Genomic DNA, 18060 nt, shown 5'->3' with positions numbered 1-18060 from the left:
CCCGCTCAGCTCCACCACGCCGGGAACGACAGCGTGATCGTCTCCACCAGTGCCTTCCGCGACCGACGGGGCCCGGCGAGCCAGGCCTCGATCGCCCCGACGAACCCCTGCGCCACGAACCCCGCGGCGACGTCGTCGAGCAGGTCGGGCCGGTGTGCGGGGTCGAGCTCGCGGATGTGCAGGGCACTCGACACCGTGAAGTGCTCGACGAGCAGCCGGTGCAGCGACGCGTCGTTCGGGTCCGGCAGCGCCTTGCCGTAGATGTCGCGGTGCGTGGTCACGTGCTCGACGACGGCGTTGATGCCGCGCCGGGTGATGGCTGCGAGCTCGTCGGCTCCGGCGCCCCGGTCGGCGGCGGCTCGGCGCTCGTCGGCGTCGTCCTGCCGGATGCGGTCGAGTTCCGGCGTCAGGACGTCGGCGAGCAGCGAACCGGGGGAGACGGCGTGCGAGTAGAACGTGGCCCGGTTGATGCCGGCGGCACGCGTGACGTCGGCGACGGTGATCTCCGAGACCGGTCGGTCCGCGGCGAGTCGCAGGATCGCCTCGCGCAGCGCTGCAGTGGTGTGCAGGATCCGGGCATCCACCATGACGCCCACCCCCTTCTGATCCGCTTCACCCGGAAGGCCCCCGAGCAGTCCGACGCTACCGCATGGTCCGCGCACGGCCGAGGGGCAGCACGAGCCGCTTCACGCGGCCGGCCGGCACCGGCGGCGCCGAGCACGCACCGGCGACCGTAGGATGGTTCCGCGGACGAATCGATTCGATCGACCCGCGATCACCCCCGCCCCCTCATCGTCGAAGGACTCCTGTCTCGTGACCGCGCCCGCCACCACCGGTTCGCTCCGGGTCGTCCTGCACCCGGGAGACTCGCTCTCCCGCGGGCAGCGACTCGTCTACGTCTTCGTCCTGGGCGCCCTGACGGCGCTCGGTCCGTTCACGATCGACCTGTACCTGCCGGCGTTCCCGGCGATCAAGGACCAGTTCAGCGTCACCGACGGTGCGGTCCAGCTGACGCTCACCGCGACCACGCTCGGCTTCGCCATCGGGCAGCTCCTGGTCGGCCCGTGGAGCGACAAGGTGGGTCGCCGACTGCCGCTGATCATCGCGACGACGGTGCACATCGCCGCGTCGATCGGTGCCGCGACCGCGCCGGACATCGAGCTGCTCGCGGTGTTCCGCGTGCTGCAGGGCATGGGCGCCGCAGCCGGTGGTGTCGTCGCGATGGCGACGGTGCGTGACCTGTTCGGCGGCAAGCCGCTGGTGCGGATGCTGTCCCGTCTGGCGATGGTGAACGGCCTCGCGCCGATCCTCGCGCCGCTCATCGGTTCGCAGATGCTGCAGTTCACCAGCTGGCGCGGCATCTTCGTCTTCCTCGCCTGCTACGGCCTGGCGGTGGTGATCGCGTCGATCCTGCTCATCGTCGAGACCCTGCCGCCGGCCCGCCGGCACGAGGCCGGGCACTCCACCATCGGCCAGCGCTACAAGGCGCTGTTCTCCGACCGGATCTTCGTCGGTGTCGCGCTCATCGGCGCCATGGTGTTCAGCGGGCTGTTCTCGTACCTCAGCGCGTCGCCGTTCCTGTTCCAGCAGGTCTACGGGCTCGACGCCCAGCAGTACGGACTGCTCTTCGCCGTCAACTCGGTCGGGGTCGTCCTCGGCGTGCAGATCTCGTCGCGGCTCGCCCAGCGCGTCGGTCCGCAGTGGATCCTGGCGTGCTCGACCGCGACCCTGCTGCTGGCGTCGGTCGCGATCATCGTCCTCGACCAGCTCGGGGCCGGTCTGGTCGGCGTGCTGGTGCCGCTGTGGTTCTTCATCGCCGCGTGCGGGTTCTCGTTCCCGCTCGTCCAGGTCATCGGTCTCGCCGCCCACGGGAAGGAAGCGGGGACCGCCGCCTCGGTGCTCGGTGCCCTGAACTTCGGTGTCGCCGGGCTCATCTCGCCGGTCGTCGGTTGGCTCGGCATCACGACGGCCACCCCGATGGCGATGGTGATGGCGTCGACCGCCGCCGTCGCGATCCTGATGCTCTGGTTCGTGGTCCGCCCCCGGACGGTCCCCGCGCTCACGCACTGACGACCCGGACCGCCGCGCGCTCCGGTCCCTAGGCTGAGCCCATGAGCGACGCGACGGAGCGGGCACGGGCGGCTGCCGAGGCAGCGAGACAGGCTGCCGACGAGGCTCGTCGGCTCGCCGACGAAGCGGCGCGGCGAGCCGAGGAGCTCGCCGCCGCACTGGCGGTGGAGGAGCAGACGGAGCGCACCGCCGACGCGGAACCCGCGGTCGTCGGGTCCCCACCACCCACCGGCCTGGAGGCGCGGCTCACGCCCGACGCGGAGCCCGCCCCTGCGGCCGCACCGGCTCCGACCACCCCTGCCGCGGCGGCCGCACCGGCTCCGACCACCCCTGCCGCGGCGGTCGAGGCGACCGCCGCGGATCCGGTGGCGACGGCGGCGACCGGCGCCGTGCCTCCCGTCCGGGGTGGGATCGGCCCGCTCGGACCGGACGCGGTCGCGGCGATCCGTGACGGCTACGCCGTCGCCGGCGGTGCGATCGAACTCGGTGCCCTGGTCAACGGCGCAGCGGTGCCCGAGGTGCAGGTCCGCATCCCGCTCGCGATGCTGAACCGGCACGGGCTGGTGGCCGGGGCGACCGGCACCGGCAAGACCCGCACGCTGCAGGTGCTCGCCGAACAGATCGCGGCGAACGGGGTGCCGGTGTTCGCCGCCGACATCAAGGGCGACCTGTCCGGCCTGGCCGTCGCGGGGCAGGCGACCGACAAGCTGCTCGACCGCACCGCGGGCATCGGCCAGCAGTGGCAGGGCGTCGCGAGCCAGGCCGAGCTGTTCTCGCTGGGCGGGCAGGGTACCGGCGTGCCGATCCGTGCCACCGTCTCCGGGTTCGGGCCGCTGCTGCTGTCGAAGGTGCTCGGCCTGAACGACACGCAGGAGTCCTCGCTCGGCCTGGTGTTCCACTACGCGACGCAGCAAGGTCTGGCGCTGGTGGACCTCGACGACCTGCGGAGCGTGCTGACGTTCCTGGTGAGCGAGCAGGGCAAGGGGGAGCTCGCCGAGCTCGGGGGCCTGTCGAAGCAGACCGCCGGGGTGATCCTGCGCGAGCTCGTCACCTTCGCCGACCAGGGCGCCGACCGGTTCTTCGGGGCGCCCGAGATCGACACGCAGGTGTTCCTGCGGACGGCGGCGGACGGGCGGGGGATCGTCAGCCTGCTCGAGGTGCCCGGTGTGCAGGACCGGCCGGAGGTCTTCTCGACGTTCCTGATGTGGTTGCTGGCGGACCTGTTCAACGAGCTGCCCGAGGTCGGCGACCAGGACGAGCCGAAGCTCGTGTTCTTCCTGGACGAGGCGCACCTGCTGTTCAACGGGGCGTCGAAGGACTTCACCGAGCAGATCGTGCGGACCGTGCGGCTCATCCGGTCGAAGGGCGTCGGGGTCTTCTTCGTGACACAGACCCCGAAGGACGTGCCGAACGACGTGCTGGCGCAGCTCGGGTCGCGCATCCAGCACCAGCTCCGCGCCCACACCCCGGACGACGCGAAGGCGCTCCGGGCGACGGTGTCGACCTACCCGACGAGCGACTACGACCTGGGCGAGGTCCTCACGTCGCTCGCGACCGGCGAGGCGATCGTCACGGTGATGAACGAGCGGGGCGCACCGACCCCCGTCGCGTGGACCCGGCTGCGTGCACCCCAGGGGTCGATGGCCCCGATGCCGGCCGACGAGATGGCCGCGCGGGTGCAGGCCTCACCGCTCCTGTCGACCTACGGCACCCGCGTCGATCCGGACTCGGCGCGCGAGGTGCTCGCGCGCCGGATGGAGGCGGCGGCCGCCGCAGCCGACGCCGCTGCCGCAGCCGACGAGGCAGCTGCCGCCGCGGCGGACGCATCGGCGGATGCCCAGCAGGAGTACGAGCGGCAGCAGCGGGAGTTCGAGCGGGCCGAGCGAGCGTCGGACGCCCGGCGGTCCGGTCGATCCGGCGGCTCCGGTCGGTCCGGCGGCTCCGGTCGGTCGGGCGGGACACAGCGGTCCGGCACGCGGCGATCCGCGGGGGACCCGCTGTCGGACCTGCTCGGCTCCGGGCTGGGCGGGACCATCGCGAAGGAAGTGGTGCGCGGGATCTTCTCGACGCTGCGGCGTCGGCGCTGACCGGTGCCGCGCTGACCGTTTCTGTGCTGACCGGTGCCGCGGTGACCGGGGCCGTGCGGTGGCCGCTGGCCCGTCCGCCGGTGGGTCAGGGGGGCGTTGAGGCCGGCGAACTCGACGGCGAGCAACCCGCCGACGACCAGCACGACGAGGCCGCCGATGAGCAGGAACGCCGACCGCTGCTCGTACCAGGCGCGGCTCGTCGGGTAGCGCTTCGCGAAGGTGCGGGCGGAGACCGGCCGCGACTCTTCGACGACCTGCACGCCGAGCGCGTCGACCACTCGGTCGAGCCCGTCGTCGCCCCACACGTCGGCGCGGAGCCGGAAGAGGTGGGTGCCGGTCCGGTCGAACGCGACGAGTTCCCGCACGGTCCGGTCCACGGACGAGCCGAAGGTCGTGGCGAGCACCAGGCTGTGCACGCGGTCGCGGGGGATCCGACGGTGCGCCGTGAGGACGCCACGGATCGTCAGGCCGTCGTCGTCGATCCCGATGAACGCGGTGTGCAGTCGGACGAACACGATGCCGACGGCCGCGGCCATCGCGACGACGATGCCGGCGAACACGGCCCACGTGCGGAACGGGAACGAGACCCAGACCAGGGCGACGGCGAGCGGCACGGCCGAGAAGGCGATGCTCAGCGCGGTGGAACGGACGAGGGACCGGCGCGGACGGAGGACCGTGTCGAAGACGGCGGGCCGCACGGGCACTGCGGGCACGGTGGTGTCCCCCATGGCGCGTCTCCTCGTCCCCTCGGGTGTTCCGGGCACGCTGACCAGCACGCCCTCCGAGCGACGCCCCTGCCGCTCGATGCACCGCGGTCGGCTCGTCCCGGAGCCGTTCGCTCGGCCAGCATAGGCGACCGACGGGTACCGGGGACAGCCCGTTCCACCCCTGGTCGGCGTTTCCCGGCCAACCGAGGGGGAACAGGGCACGCGCTCGTCCGCAGGGTGGGGGACCGATCGACCGTGGAACGACGAAGGACCCGCACCGATCGGTGCGGGTCCTTCGTGGGTGTTGCGGTCTTGCTCGCTGCGGAGAATGGGGGATTCGAACCCCCGAGGGCTTGCACCCAACACGCTTTCCAAGCGTGCGCCATAGGCCACTAGGCGAATTCTCCTGACGCCGTCTCTCGACGGCGACACCCAATGGTACAGGTTCTCCGAGGTGCTCACGACCGCGTGTCGTCGGCGACGGTGCTCCCAGATGTCGTGACATGTGCGGCGACTACCCTGGGCCTCGTGTCGACCCGCATCTACATCACGTCAGCAGAAGGGCACACGGGCAAGAGCACCGTCGCCCTCGGTGTCCTCGAGACCCTCGCCCGGTCCGTCGGCCGCGTCGGCGTGTTCCGGCCCGTCGCCCGCTCGGTCGTCGAACCCGACTACGTGCTCGAGCTGCTGCTGCAGCACACGGCCGTCGGCATCTCGTACGACGACGCCGTCGGGGTCACCTACGACGACGTGCACGCCGACCCCGAGGCGGCGCTCGGCACCATCGTCACCCGGTTCGCCCAGGTCGAGCGGCAGTGCGACGCCGTCGTGGTGCTCGGGTCCGACTACACCGACGTGGGCAGCCCCACCGAGCTCTCCTTCAACGCGAAGGTCGCCGCGAACCTCGGCGCTCCGGTGCTCCTCGTGCTCGGTGGCCGCGACGCCGCCGAACGAGCGGCCCGCACCCCCGAGGGCATGGCGCAGGTGGCGGACGTCACGACGAGCGAGCTGCGGGCGGCACACGCGCAGCTGTTCGGCGTCGTGGTGAACCGTGCCGACCCGGACGCCCTCGCCGCCATCGTGACGAGCGTCGAGCAGGCCGTGCACGACGACCACCCCGACGTCCCGGTGTGGGCGATCCCCGAGGACCGCGTGCTCGTCGCCCCGACGGTCCGCGCCCTGCTGCAGGCCACCGGCGCCACCCTGGTCCGCGGTGACGACGCCCTGCTCGACCGTGAGGCCCTCGGCACCGTCGTCGCGGGCATGAGCATGGAGAACGTGCTGCCCCGGCTGATCGAGGGCGGCATCGTCGTCGTCCCCGGTGACCGGAGCGACGTCCTCATCGCCACGCTGCTCGCCAACCAGTCCGAGACGTTCCCGAGCCTGGCCGGCGTCATCCTGAACGGCGGGTTCGAGATCGCCCCGCAGGTGTCCCGGCTGCTCGAGGGCCTGTCGAGCTCGCTGCCGATCGCGCAGAACGACCTCGGCACCTACGACACCGCCCTCCGGATCACCCAGACCCGGGGGCGCCTGGCAGCCGACTCGCCCCGGAAGGCCGACCTCGCGCTGGCCCTGTTCGAGCAGCACGTCGACGCCGAGGCCCTGCGCGACCGCCTGCAGCTCGCCCCGTCCGGGGTCGTCACCCCGCTCATGTTCGAGCACGGCCTGCTCGACCGGGCGCGCAGCTACGGCAAGCGCATCGTCCTGCCCGAGGGCGAGGATGACCGCATCCTCCGCGCCGCCTCCACCCTGCTGCAGCGCCAGGTCTGCGAGCTGACGATCCTCGGCGACCCCGCCGCCATCCGCACGCGGGCGACCGAGCTCGGCCTCGACCTCGAGGCCGCGCAGCTCGTCTCGCCGTTCGACCCCGAGCTGCGTGAGCGCTTCGCCGAGGAGTACACCCGGCTCCGTGCCCACAAGGGGATGTCGATCGAGCTCGCCCGCGACACCGTCACCGACGTCTCGTACTTCGGCACGATGATGGTGCAGCTCGGGCTCGCCGACGGAATGGTCTCCGGCGCGAAGCACACCACCGCGCACACCATCCGGCCGTCGTTCGAGATCATCAAGACGCGTCCGGACACCTCGATCGTGTCGAGTGTGTTCCTGATGGCCCTCGCCGACCGCGTGCTCGTGTACGGCGACTGCGCGGTGATCCCGGACCCGACCAGCGAGCAGCTCGCCGACATCGCGATCTCGTCCGCCGAGACCGCGACCCAGTTCGGCATCGACCCCCGCGTCGCGATGCTCAGCTACTCCACCGGCGACAGCGGCTCCGGCGCCGACGTCGACAAGGTGCGCGCCGGCACCGCGTTCGTGCGGGAACGGCGGCCCGACCTGCTCGTCGAGGGCCCGATCCAGTACGACGCCGCAGCCGACCCCACCGTCGCGTCGACGAAGATGCCGGACTCCCCGGTCGCCGGCCGTGCGACGGTGTTCATCTTCCCGGACCTCAACACCGGCAACAACACGTACAAGGCCGTGCAGCGTTCGGCCGGCGCCGTGGCGATCGGCCCGGTCCTGCAGGGCCTGCGCAAGCCGATCAACGACCTGTCGCGCGGCGCCCTGGTGGGCGACATCGTGAACACCGTCGCGATCACCGCGATCCAGGCCGGCACCGCGACCGACGCGGCCTGACCGCCCGACCCGCACCGCGCCTCCAGGCCCGACAGAAAGTGACCACCCCGTGACCGCAGCCCTCGTCGTCAACTCCGGCTCGAGTTCGTTCAAGTACCAGCTCATCGAACTCGAGGACGAGCGCACGCTCGCCTCGGGGCTCGTCGAGCGCATCGGCGAGTCCGCCGGGGCCTGGAAGCACACCAACGCGCTGACGGGGGAGTCGTCGTCGAACGACGCCGCGTCGGTGCCCGACCACGCGGCCGGGTTCCAGGCGATGATCGACGCGTTCGCGAAGGTGGGCCCGTCGTTCGACGAGCACCCGCCCGCCGTCGTCGGCCACCGTGTCGTGCACGGCGGCACCACCTTCGACCGCGCGACGGTCGTCACGGACCAGGTCGAGCAGCAGATCGAGGACCTCAACAGCCTCGCGCCGCTGCACAACCCCGCGAACCTCGAGGGGATCCGCGCCGCGAAGCAGGTCTTCTCGGACGTCCCGCACGTCGCCGTGTTCGACACCGCGTTCCACCAGACGATGCCGCCGCACGCGTACACGTACGCGATCCCCGCTGACCTGGCCGCCGAGTACGGGATCCGCCGCTACGGTATGCACGGCACCAGCCACAAGTACGTCTCCGAGCAGGCCGCGGAGTTCCTCGACCGGCCACTCGCCGAGCTCAAGACGATCGTGCTGCACCTGGGCAACGGCGCCTCGGTCGCGGCGATCGACGGCGGGAAGTCCATCGAGACCTCGATGGGACTGACCCCGCTCGAGGGGCTCGTCATGGGCACCCGCTCCGGCGACCTCGACCCCGCGGTGCTCATCCACCTGCACCGCGAGGCCGGGATGACCTTCGACGAGCTCGACACCATGCTCAACAAGCGGTCCGGTCTGCTCGGCCTGACCGGCAACGGCGACATGCGGGACGTGCAGGACGCCGCCACCAAGGGCGACGAGCAGGCGGAGGCGGCGCTCGCCGTGTACCGCCACCGCATCCGGCGCTACGTGGGCGCCTACACGGCACAGCTCGGCGGGCTCGACGCGGTCGTGTTCACCGCGGGGGTCGGCGAGAACAACGCCCTGCTGCGGCGGCGCGTGCTCGCGGGGCTCGAGCACCTGGGCATCGAGATCGACCCGGACCGCAACGAGCTGGCGTCGCGCGACGCCCGCCGCATCTCCACCGACGGCTCACGGGTCGCGGTGCTCGTGATCCCGACGAACGAGGAGCTCGAGATCGCTCGGCAGTCGGCTGCGGTCGCGCTCTGACGGGTGCCGCCGCGTCGCGGCGGCACGGTGCGGTGTTCGTCGGTGGGTGCGGGGCTGCTTGTCGGGTGCGCGCTTGTGGCGTGGCACGGGGCGCGGAAGTCCGCACGGGGTGAGCAGGTGCGCACGGTGCGGATGGGAGGCGCGGGGCGGGCTGGCTCCGTGCCTCCCGTCCGTCCGCGGGTCACGTCCACCGCACGGTGCGGTGTTCGTCGGTGGGTGCGGGGCTGCCTGCTGGGTGCGCGCTTGCAGCGTGGCACGGGGCGCGGAAGTCCGCACGGGGTGAGCAGGTGCGCACGGTGCGGACGGGAGGCGCGGGGCGGGCTGGCTCCGTGCCTCCCGTCCGTCTGTGGGGTACGTCCACCGCACGGTGCGGTGTTCGTCGGTGGGTGCGGGGCTGCTTGTCGGGTGCGCGCTTGCAGCGTGGCACGGGGCGCGGAAGTCCGCACGGGGTGAGCAGGTGCGCACGGTGCGCGGCCCGGCACCTTCGGCGAGGAGACCGCACGGGGCGACGAAGCGCGCACGGTGCGGCGTTCGCGGACCGTTCAGGTGAGGGCGCCCAGCGCCGCCGGGATCGGGGTGTCGCCGCTGGTGACCTCGAACTGCACGCCCACCGCGGCGTCGTCGAGCAGGGCGTGCAGGACGACGGTCGCGACGTCCGCGCGGGGGATCGAGCCGCGCGGCACCGTCCGGCCGACGTGGACCGTGCCCTGCGGCGGCGTGTCGAGCAGACCGCCGGGACGCACGATCGTCCAGCGGAGGTGTCGGGCCCGCAGGTTCGCGTCCGCCTCGGCCTTCGCCCGCAGGTAGACCTGGAACACCGCGGCGTCGTCCTGCGCGGGCACGACGGCGAGCTCAGGGTCGTAGGTGTCGGCCGCCATCGCGGAGATCATCACGTAGCGCTCGATGCCGGCACGCTCGGCGGCGTCGGCGAGCAGGATCGCACCGTCACGATCGACGGTGAGCTTCCGCTCGGCGCCGCTGTTCGGCCCGGCGCCGGCGGCGAACACCACGGCGTCCACACCGCGCAGGCGGAGCGCGAGGTCGTCGTCGCCGAGCTGCTCCAGGTCGGCGACGATCGCACGCGCCCCCTGTTGCTCGACGTCGGCCACGTGCGCGGGATTGCGGACGATCGCGACGGCGTCGTGGCCGGCGTCGGTGATCTGGCGGGCGAGGAGCAGGGCGATCTGGCCGTGTCCTCCGGCGATGGCGATCTTCATGTGTTCGAGTCTGCCCGTCGCGTCCGGTAGACTTCTCGGCGGCTCCTCACGTGACGCCATCCAGGCCAACTCCCCCAGGGCGGAAACGCAGCAAGGGTAACCAGGCTCTGGCGGGTGCGTGAGGAGTCTTCTTCGTTCCGGGTCGAGTCAGCTCCCCGGTGTCGCCCCCCCGTTCGGGAGGTCTCGCGTCCTTTTTCGTCGATGCTTGCGGACAGCTTCCTGATCATGTGTAAAGATCTGCCTCAGGAATCCCCAACCAGGGTTCCGACCCTCCACCGCCTCACCAGCGGAGGAGCCTCCGCCGCCTCACCAGCGGTGGATTCCGAGGATCAGGTGGCGGGCGCGCCCGCCAGGAAAAGAGACACGCATGCGCAGGCACGCGTCGCTGCCCGGTACCCCCGTACCCTCCGCAGCGGACGAACGGACACGACGGATCACCCGCGCCGACGGCCGAGCTCGAGGACGAGCGACGGACGGTCGGCGGCTCCTCCTGCGCGGCGGCGTCATCGCCACGGTGACGGCGCTCATCGCCGCCACCGTGGCGATCCAACCCGCTGCGGCCGCCCAGACCGACGTCACCGAGGCCGAGGGGCTGCTGCTCAGCGGCTCCGGCATCGTGGACGCCGACGCGGTCGCCCAGCTCGGCGGCGCGTACTCCGTGCGGGGCGCGAGCTCCGGCGGCGGCACCACGAACCAGCCGCTCAACCTGACAGCGCTCAACACGGTCGGGGTGGACCTCGGCAACGACGTCGACCTGCTCGGCCCGAACGGCATCCTGACCCTCGGCGTCGACGGTCAGTACGCCACGACCTCGGCCACGGGCGCGACCGCGTCGTCGGGACTCCTGACGAACGACGGCGGCATCGGGGTCGGCACCGGGTCCGGCACCGGCGCTGCGACGGTCAACCTCAACCCGCTGTTCTCGCGCGTCGGCGCCGACACCACGGTGCTGTCGAACGCGCAGCTGCGGATCGGGGCCCTGGCGTCCCGGATCCAGGCGACGCGCGGCACCACGGTCGGGACGACGACGGACTACCGGATCGCCGGCGCGGACCTCAACCTGACGAGCCCGGCGGTCGCCGGACTCAGCACGGCGCTCCGGAACGACCTGCGCACCTTCTCGGGCACGGTGAACTCCGCGGTCGGTGCCGACGGGGCGCTGTCCGGCACGACCACGGCGCTGACGAGCGAGCTGCAGCGGCTCCTCCGCACGACGAGCCTCGGACTCGTGAACGTCAACGGCACGACGGTCACCGCGACCGTCGACCTGAACCTCGACGACACCCTGACCCGTGTGCTGCAGCAGCCGCTCACGGACGGTGCGGTGACGATCACCCCGTCGACCGGCGCGATCACGGTCGACCTCGACCGGCTCACCACGCTGAACGGTCAGCCGGCGAACACGTCGGTGCTGACCGAAGCGGCCGTGAGCTCGATCAACCGGAGCATCACGACGATCCTCGGCACGCAGCTGCCGACGGCGCTGCAGACCGCGGTCGTCAACACGATCAACTCGACCGCCGTGCGGGTGAACGTCACCGCGAACGTCAACCTCGCGGGCATCCCGCTCACCGCACTGGCCCTCCGCGCGGACACCACGCTCGGCGCCCTCGCCGGCACGTCGCCCGCCAGCGCGACGGTGACCGCGACCGGTGGCCCCCTCGGGCTGAACGTGCTCGGCACCCTGCTCGCCCCGGCGGTCAACGCCGTCGTCATCCCGGCACTGCAGACCATCGTGCGTCCCCTGGTGACGGGCACGGCCCTGACGAACCTCGGCACGACGCTCACGGCGACGACCTCGGCCGTCTCCACCCTGCTGAGCCCCGTCGTGCTGCTGCTCCGTCAGGTCGTCGACCTCACCGTGAACGCGCAGGACACCACCGGTTTCCGCGACCCCCGCGGGTACGACACCGGATCGCGGAGCGTGCACGCCCTGCGGCTCTCCGTGCTCCCCGGGGCGAACGTCGCCACCGTGGACCTCGCCACCTCGACCGTGCGCGCCACGGCGTTCGCGGCCCCGACCATCACGGCGCCCACGGCCGGACAGCAGTTCACCGTGCCGTCGGCGACCTCGACCCGCAGCGTCGTCGTGAGCGGGGCCGGGGAGCCCGGTGCCGCCGTGGCCGTCAGCCTCGGCGGGGACCGGACCGGCACTGCGACCGTCGCTGCCGACGGGACCTGGACGACGACCATCGCCGACGTCCCCACCGGTTCGTACACCGCGACCGCGACCCAGACGGTCGGCGGCACCGCGGCCGGCACCGCGACGCAGGACTTCTCCGTCGTGGCCCAGCGCGCCCTGACGATCACCACCCCCACGGCCGGTCAGACCTTCACGACGACGGGGGAGACCGCCCCGGTCACCCTGACGGGCACCGCGACGGCGAACGCGCGCATCAGCGTCGACCTGGGCGGCGGCGTGACCGCGACGGGCACGGCGGACGACGCCGGCGCCTGGAGCGTCACCGTCCCCGAGGTCCCGGTGGGCGAGCAGACGGCGAGCGTCACGCAGACCGTCGGCGACACGACCTCGGCACCCGTGACCCGGTCCTTCCGGGTCGTGGCCGCGGCCGGCCTGACCGTCGACACCCCCACGGCGGACCAGGACTTCCCGCTCGCCGGCGACACCCGGTCCGTCCCGTTCTCCGGCAGTGCCCAGGCCGGTGCCCGCGTGGACGTCGACCTCGGTGACGGCCTGACCGCCACCACCCGCGCGAACGCCGACGGCACCTGGTCGACGAGCGTCACGGACGTCCCGGCCGGGGAGTACTCGGCCGAGGTCACCCAGACCGTCGGCGGTACGACGAGTGCCCCGGTCACCCGGGACTTCACCGTGACGGCGGCCCCCGCGCTCACCATCGACGAGCCGGCCGACGGCAGCACCATCACCGTCGCCGACGAGAGCTCGACCACCCCGGTGACGGTGTCCGGCTCGGCGGCCCCGAACGCCCGGGTCACCGTCGGCATCGGTGGATCCTTCACCGCCGCGGTCACCGCGGACGAGGACGGCGCCTGGACGACGATCTTCGCTGGCGTCCCGGTCGGGGAGCGCACCGTCACGGCGCGGCAGACCGTCGACGGCACCACGTCCGGCCCGGTCGAGACGACCTTCACCATCGAGGCGGGTGACCCGCTCGCGATCACCTCGCCCGACGACGGCGACGTCGTCACCGTCCTCGACGCGGACACCACCACCGACCTCGACCTGGCCGGCACGGCCGAGGCCGGTGCCGAGGTGCGGGTCTCGCTCGGCGACGGGCTGACCGCGACCACGACGGCCGACGACGACGGCACCTGGACGCTGACCGTCACCGACGTCCCGGTCGGTCGGTACACGATCTCGGCGACGCAGACCGTCGGCGGGACCACCTCGCCGGCCGTCCGCCAGGTCGTCACGGTGCAGGCGGGCGCCCCGCTCGCCGTCACCGCTCCGGCGCAGGACGCCACCGTCACGGTCGCGACCGACGACTCGGTCGTCGACGTCACCGTGCGGGGCACCGCGCAGCCCGGCGCTCGCATCGAGGTCGTCCTGGACGACGGCGACGCGGTGTCCACGACGGCGAACCCGCAGGGCGCCTGGTCGGTGGTCCTCACCGACGCCGGCACCGGCGACCACACCGCGACGGTCACCCAGACCGTCGACGGTGCGACCTCGGCACCGGTGGACCGTGACTTCGCGGTCGAGGCCGGCGACGAGCTCGTCATCGTGGCACCGGGTGACGCCCAGCAGGTGCCCGCCGGCACCGGCGGCCAGGCCAACGTGGTCGTCCGCGGCACCGCGGAGCCCGGCGCGACCGTCGCCGTCACGATCGACGACGGCGACCCCGTCGAGGTCGTCACGGACACGGCCGGCAACTGGGAGCTCCCGACCACGCAGCTCGGCATCGGCGAGCACACCGTCGAGGCCGTGCAGACCGTGAACGGCACCGACGGCCCGGTGGTCACGCGTGACTTCACCGTGGTCCCCGGCAACGCCATCGTCATCGACACCCCGGCGAGCGGCGCACGCTTCGTCGCGGTCGACGCCGATGCCACCGCGACCGTCCGGATCACCGGCACGGCCGAGCCCGGTGCCGCGGTGACCGTCTCGGTCGGACCCGGCACCCGGTTCACCACCACGGCCGACGACGACGGGCGGTGGGCGGTCGACGCGACCGGTCTCGCCCCGACCGGCCTGTACACGGCGTCGGCCAGCCAGGAGGTCGAGGACGTCGTGACGAGCGCCGTCCCGATCACCTTCGAGGTCGTCACGGCCAACGCGCTGACGATCACCGGTCCGGACACGGACCCGATCTCGGTCGCAGGCCCCGACGTCGAGCGCGACGTCACGGTCACCGGCACCGGCCAGCCCGGCGCCGCGGTCACGGCGACCCTCGCCGGCTCCGAGGACCAGGAGACGACGGTCGGTGCCGACGGCACGTGGTCGGTCACGTTCCCCGACCTCGGCGTCGACGTGCACCAGGTCACGGTCACCCAGACCCTGGCAGGCAGCGTCTCCGACCCGCGCACCTCCGACCCGGTCGAGCGCACGATCACGATCGAGGCCGCCGAAGCCGTCACGATCACCGCACCGGCGACCGACGCGGTCCTGCTCGTGCCGGACGCCGACGCGACGCGCGACGTCGTGGTCACGGGTTCGGCGGAGCCGGGCGCGCCGGTGACGGTGCGACTCGGCGACGACGAGGCGACCACCACCGCGGACGCGGACGGCGACTGGACGGTCACGTTCGGTGGGGTCGGTGTCGGCACCCCGACGCTCACCGCCAGCCAGACGGTCGGCGGGACCACCGCCTCCGGTCCGGACCAGACCGTCACGGTGCGGGCCGGGACCGCGCTCACCATCGTGACCCCGGAGGACGGCGACGTCCTGACGGTCGCCGACACGTCCGGCACCGCCGACGTCGAGGTGACCGGTCGGGCGCAGCCCGACGCCGAGGTGACGGTCCGGATCTCGACCGGCGAGACCGAGACGGTGACGGCGGACGAGGACGGCCGGTGGGAGACCACCTTCCAGGACGTCCCGGTCGGTGACCACCGCGTCACCGCGACGCAGGTCGTCGGCGGGCAGACCTCGGCGCCGGTGACGGCGGCGGTGTCGGTCCGTGCCGGAGCCCCGCTCGTCGTGTCCACGCCGCGGGGTGCCACCACCGTCACGGTGGCGGACGACGACGCCACCACCGGGGTCGACTTCGCGGGTACCGGTGAACCGGGCGCGACCGTCACGGTCGACCTCGGCGACGGCGGGACCGCGACGGCGACCGTGGACGAGGACGGCCGCTGGGCGACCACGGTCGAGGACGTGCCGACCGGCTCGTTCACGGCCTCGGTCACGCAGGCCGTGAACGGCACCACGAGCGCTGCGGTCGAACGACCGGTGTCGGTGGTCGCCGCTGCCGACCTGGTCATCCGTGAGCCCGGCGACGACCCGATCACGGTGGCCGACGGCGACGCGACGACGACCGTGACGGTCGCGGGTGACGCCCAGCCCGGCGCCACGGTGACGGTCACCGTCGACGACCGCGACCCCGTCGAGGTCACCGCCGGCGACGACGGCTCGTGGAGCGTCGACGTGCCGGACCTCGGTGTCGGCGAACACACCGTCGCGGTGACGCAGACCGTGGACGGCTCGACCTCGACCACCCCGGTCGGGACGACGTTCGAGATCGAGGCGGGCGCGCCCGTCGTCATCACCGAGCCGACGGCCGACCAGGAGTACACGGTCGCCGACGGGGACGGCACGACGACGGTCGACGTCGCCGGCACCGCCGAGCCGGGCGCGACCATCGTGGTCGACCTGGGCGACGGTCGCACCGAGTCGACCACCGCGGACGACGACGGCGCCTGGAGCGTCTCCGTCCCCGGTGTGCCGGCCGGCACCACGACCGTCAGCGTCACGCAGCGCATCGACGGCACCGAGTCCGCGCCGGTGACGGTGGACGTCCGCGTCCTCGTCGCCGACCCGATCACGATCGCCACCCCGGCGGATGGCACCACGATCCGGGTCGCCCAGCGCGACTCGCTCGCGACCCTCACCGCCGCGGGGGCCGCTGAGCCCGGTGCCGAGGTCCGTGTCACGATCGACGGCGGCAACGCCCGGACCGTGACCGCGACCGACGCTGGCACCTGGAGCGTCGACCTGCCGGACACCGCCGTCGGTGAGCACACGATCCGTGCGACCCAGACGGTCGACGGCTCGACGTCCGCAGCGGTGCGCAGCACCTTCACCGTCGCACCCGGTGCGGCGCTGACGGTCACCGCCCCGGCTGACGACACCACGTTCACCGTGCCGAGCACCGACCCCACCGCGACCGTCCCGGTCGGCGGCGAGGGCCAGCCCGGCGCGACGGTCCGCGTCGTCCTCGACGACGCCGACCCGGTCGTGGTCCGTGTCGGCACCGACGGACGGTGGGAGACCACGCTGGTCGACGTGCCGGCGGGCGAGCACACGCTCGTGGTCAACCAGGTCGTGAACGGCACGACGTCCGATGCGATCGAGCGTGACGTGACCGTCGTGGTCGCCGCCGCGGACGCGATCGTCGTGACCAGCCCGGCCGACGGCGCCGACCACCGGGTGCTCGGCGGCTCGACCGACGTGCGCGTGACCGGTACCTCCGCACCGAACGCCGCGGTCTCGGTCCGCCTCGACGACGGCACCGCGGTCACCACGACCGCGGACGACGACGGTGCATGGTCCGTGACGGTGCCGGACGTCGCCGAGGGGTCCCACACCATCGCCGCCAGCCAGACGGTCGACGGTGCCACCACCGACGCCCCGCGGGTCGGCTTCACCGTGACGGCCGCGACGCCGGTCGTCATCTCGAGCCCGACCGACGGCCAGGCGTTCCCGACCTCGGGGTCGACGAGGTCGGTCCCGGTGAGCGGCACCGCCGAGCCGGGAGCGACCGTCAGGGTCGACGTCGACGGCCGGACCGCCTCGACGACCGCCGGCGACGACGGCTCGTGGACGGTCACGATCGGTGGGGTCCCCGTCGGGGAGCACACGGTGTCGGTGACGCAGACGGTCGGCGGTCGGACCTCCAACCCGGTGACCGCCGACGTCACGGTCGTGGCCGCGCAGGAGACGGGCATCGTCATCACGAGCCCCGACCCCGGGCAGCTGATCACGGCGGACGGGTTCGGTGACACCGGCTCGTTCACGGTGACCGGTCAGGCCACCCCCGGCGCCGCGGTGACGGTGACCCTGTCCACCGGGCAGGTCCGCACCACCACCGCGGACGACGAGGGCGCGTGGAGCGTCGTGTTCGAGCGCGTCCCCGAGGGGGAGTGGACGATCGGCGCCACGCAGTCGGTGAACGGCACGACCTCGGCGGCGCCCCGGGTGCCGATCGTGGTCGACACCCTGGAGCCGCTCGCGGTCACCTCGCCGACACCGGGTTCGCAGTACACGGCGGACGAGGACGGCGACCACGACCTGATGGTCACGGGTACCGCCGAGCCCGGCGCGACCGTCACCGTGCAGCCGATGGGCCGCGACGCGGTCGCGACGACGGCTGACGAGGACGGCACGTGGTGGGTCATGGTGGGGCTGCCCGTCGGCGGCCACATGCTGCGGGTCACCCAGTCGATCGGCGGGTTCACGTCGCAGGCGCAGATGCTCCGCGTCATGGTGATGGACGACGCCGTCGACCCGGAGGAGCCGGGCACGCCCGGGACCCCGGGGACGCCCGGTACGCCCGGAACGCCCGGTACGCCCGGACTGCCCGGCACGCCGGGGACCGGCGGGGGCTCCGGGAGCGGCATCGGGACCGGCAACGGCATCGGCGGTGGCTCCGGGAACGGCTCCGGCACCGGGATCGGTGGCTCCGGCAACGGCACCGGTGACCTCGCCTGGACCGGCGCGGACGTCGTCCCGATCGCCGGCACCGCGGCGGGCCTGGTGGTCCTCGGGTTCCTGCTGCTGGGGCTCTCCCGCCTCGCCCGCGGGTTCCGTCGCCGCACCCGCGGCTGAGTCCGCACCAGCGTCACACACCGCGCCTCCCGCCCGTCGACCAGACGGACGGGAGGCGCGGTGCCGTCCGGGCGCTCGGCCCACCGCCGGTGGGTGGTCCGGCCCGGCGGGACGACCTGTGGACGGG

Annotated in this window: 7 protein-coding genes, 1 tRNA gene and 1 other RNA gene; 6 read left to right on the top strand and 3 right to left on the bottom strand. The window is 73.1% G+C overall.

Annotation, left to right across the window (positions count from 1 at the left end; all coding sequences use genetic code 11):
• Nucleotides 1-5: 5 nt before the first annotated feature.
• On the bottom strand, nucleotides 6-587 hold the full coding sequence (locus tag ACZZ9K_RS05240) for a TetR/AcrR family transcriptional regulator (protein WP_138803833.1): 582 nt from the start codon (nucleotides 585-587) through the stop codon (nucleotides 6-8).
• Nucleotides 588-813: 226 nt separating this feature from the next.
• Between ACZZ9K_RS05240 and ACZZ9K_RS05235 the strand changes: the two genes are divergently transcribed.
• Together ACZZ9K_RS05235 and ACZZ9K_RS05230 are read left to right on the top strand one after the other, a co-directional pair.
• Entirely contained in the window at nucleotides 814-2070 is a 1257-nt protein-coding gene (locus ACZZ9K_RS05235) for a multidrug effflux MFS transporter (protein WP_111056161.1), read from the top strand.
• Between the two features lie 41 nt (nucleotides 2071-2111).
• Nucleotides 2112-4157, top strand: a complete 2046-nt coding sequence (locus ACZZ9K_RS05230; RefSeq protein WP_463443489.1) for a helicase HerA-like domain-containing protein — start codon at nucleotides 2112-2114, stop codon at nucleotides 4155-4157.
• A 1029-nt stretch (nucleotides 4158-5186) separates the two neighbouring features.
• On the opposite strand, the gene ACZZ9K_RS05225 is transcribed toward ACZZ9K_RS05230, so the two are convergent.
• Nucleotides 5187-5271 (bottom strand) — tRNA-Ser (locus tag ACZZ9K_RS05225).
• A 121-nt stretch (nucleotides 5272-5392) separates the two neighbouring features.
• Between ACZZ9K_RS05225 and pta the strand changes: the two genes are divergently transcribed.
• Nucleotides 5393-7501 carry a phosphate acetyltransferase gene (gene pta, locus ACZZ9K_RS05220; RefSeq protein ID WP_071405020.1) on the top strand — a complete coding sequence of 703 codons (2109 nt, stop codon included), beginning with the start codon at nucleotides 5393-5395 and terminating at the stop codon, nucleotides 7499-7501.
• A gap of 49 nt (nucleotides 7502-7550) precedes the next feature.
• On the top strand, nucleotides 7551-8747 hold the full coding sequence (locus tag ACZZ9K_RS05215) for an acetate/propionate family kinase (protein WP_027466390.1): 1197 nt from the start codon (nucleotides 7551-7553) through the stop codon (nucleotides 8745-8747).
• Between the two features lie 542 nt (nucleotides 8748-9289).
• Here the strand turns inward: ACZZ9K_RS05215 and ACZZ9K_RS05210 are convergent.
• Nucleotides 9290-9964 carry an SDR family oxidoreductase gene (locus ACZZ9K_RS05210; protein WP_463443488.1) on the bottom strand — a complete coding sequence of 225 codons (675 nt, stop codon included), beginning with the start codon at nucleotides 9962-9964 and terminating at the stop codon, nucleotides 9290-9292.
• Between the two features lie 37 nt (nucleotides 9965-10001).
• Here ACZZ9K_RS05210 and ffs point away from each other — a divergent pair.
• Together ffs and ACZZ9K_RS05200 are read left to right on the top strand one after the other, a co-directional pair.
• Nucleotides 10002-10098: signal recognition particle sRNA small type (gene ffs / locus ACZZ9K_RS05205), an RNA gene on the top strand.
• 233 nt (nucleotides 10099-10331) lie between these two features.
• Nucleotides 10332-17933: a choice-of-anchor G family protein gene (locus tag ACZZ9K_RS05200; protein ID WP_463443487.1), complete on the top strand. Its 7602-nt coding sequence runs from the start codon at nucleotides 10332-10334 to the stop codon at nucleotides 17931-17933.
• Nucleotides 17934-18060 lie beyond the last annotated feature (127 nt).

This window comes from Curtobacterium sp. AC268 (assembly GCF_979258745.1).
Note: the sequence above shows the minus strand (reverse complement) of the source record. Positions and strands in the feature narration are given on the sequence as shown.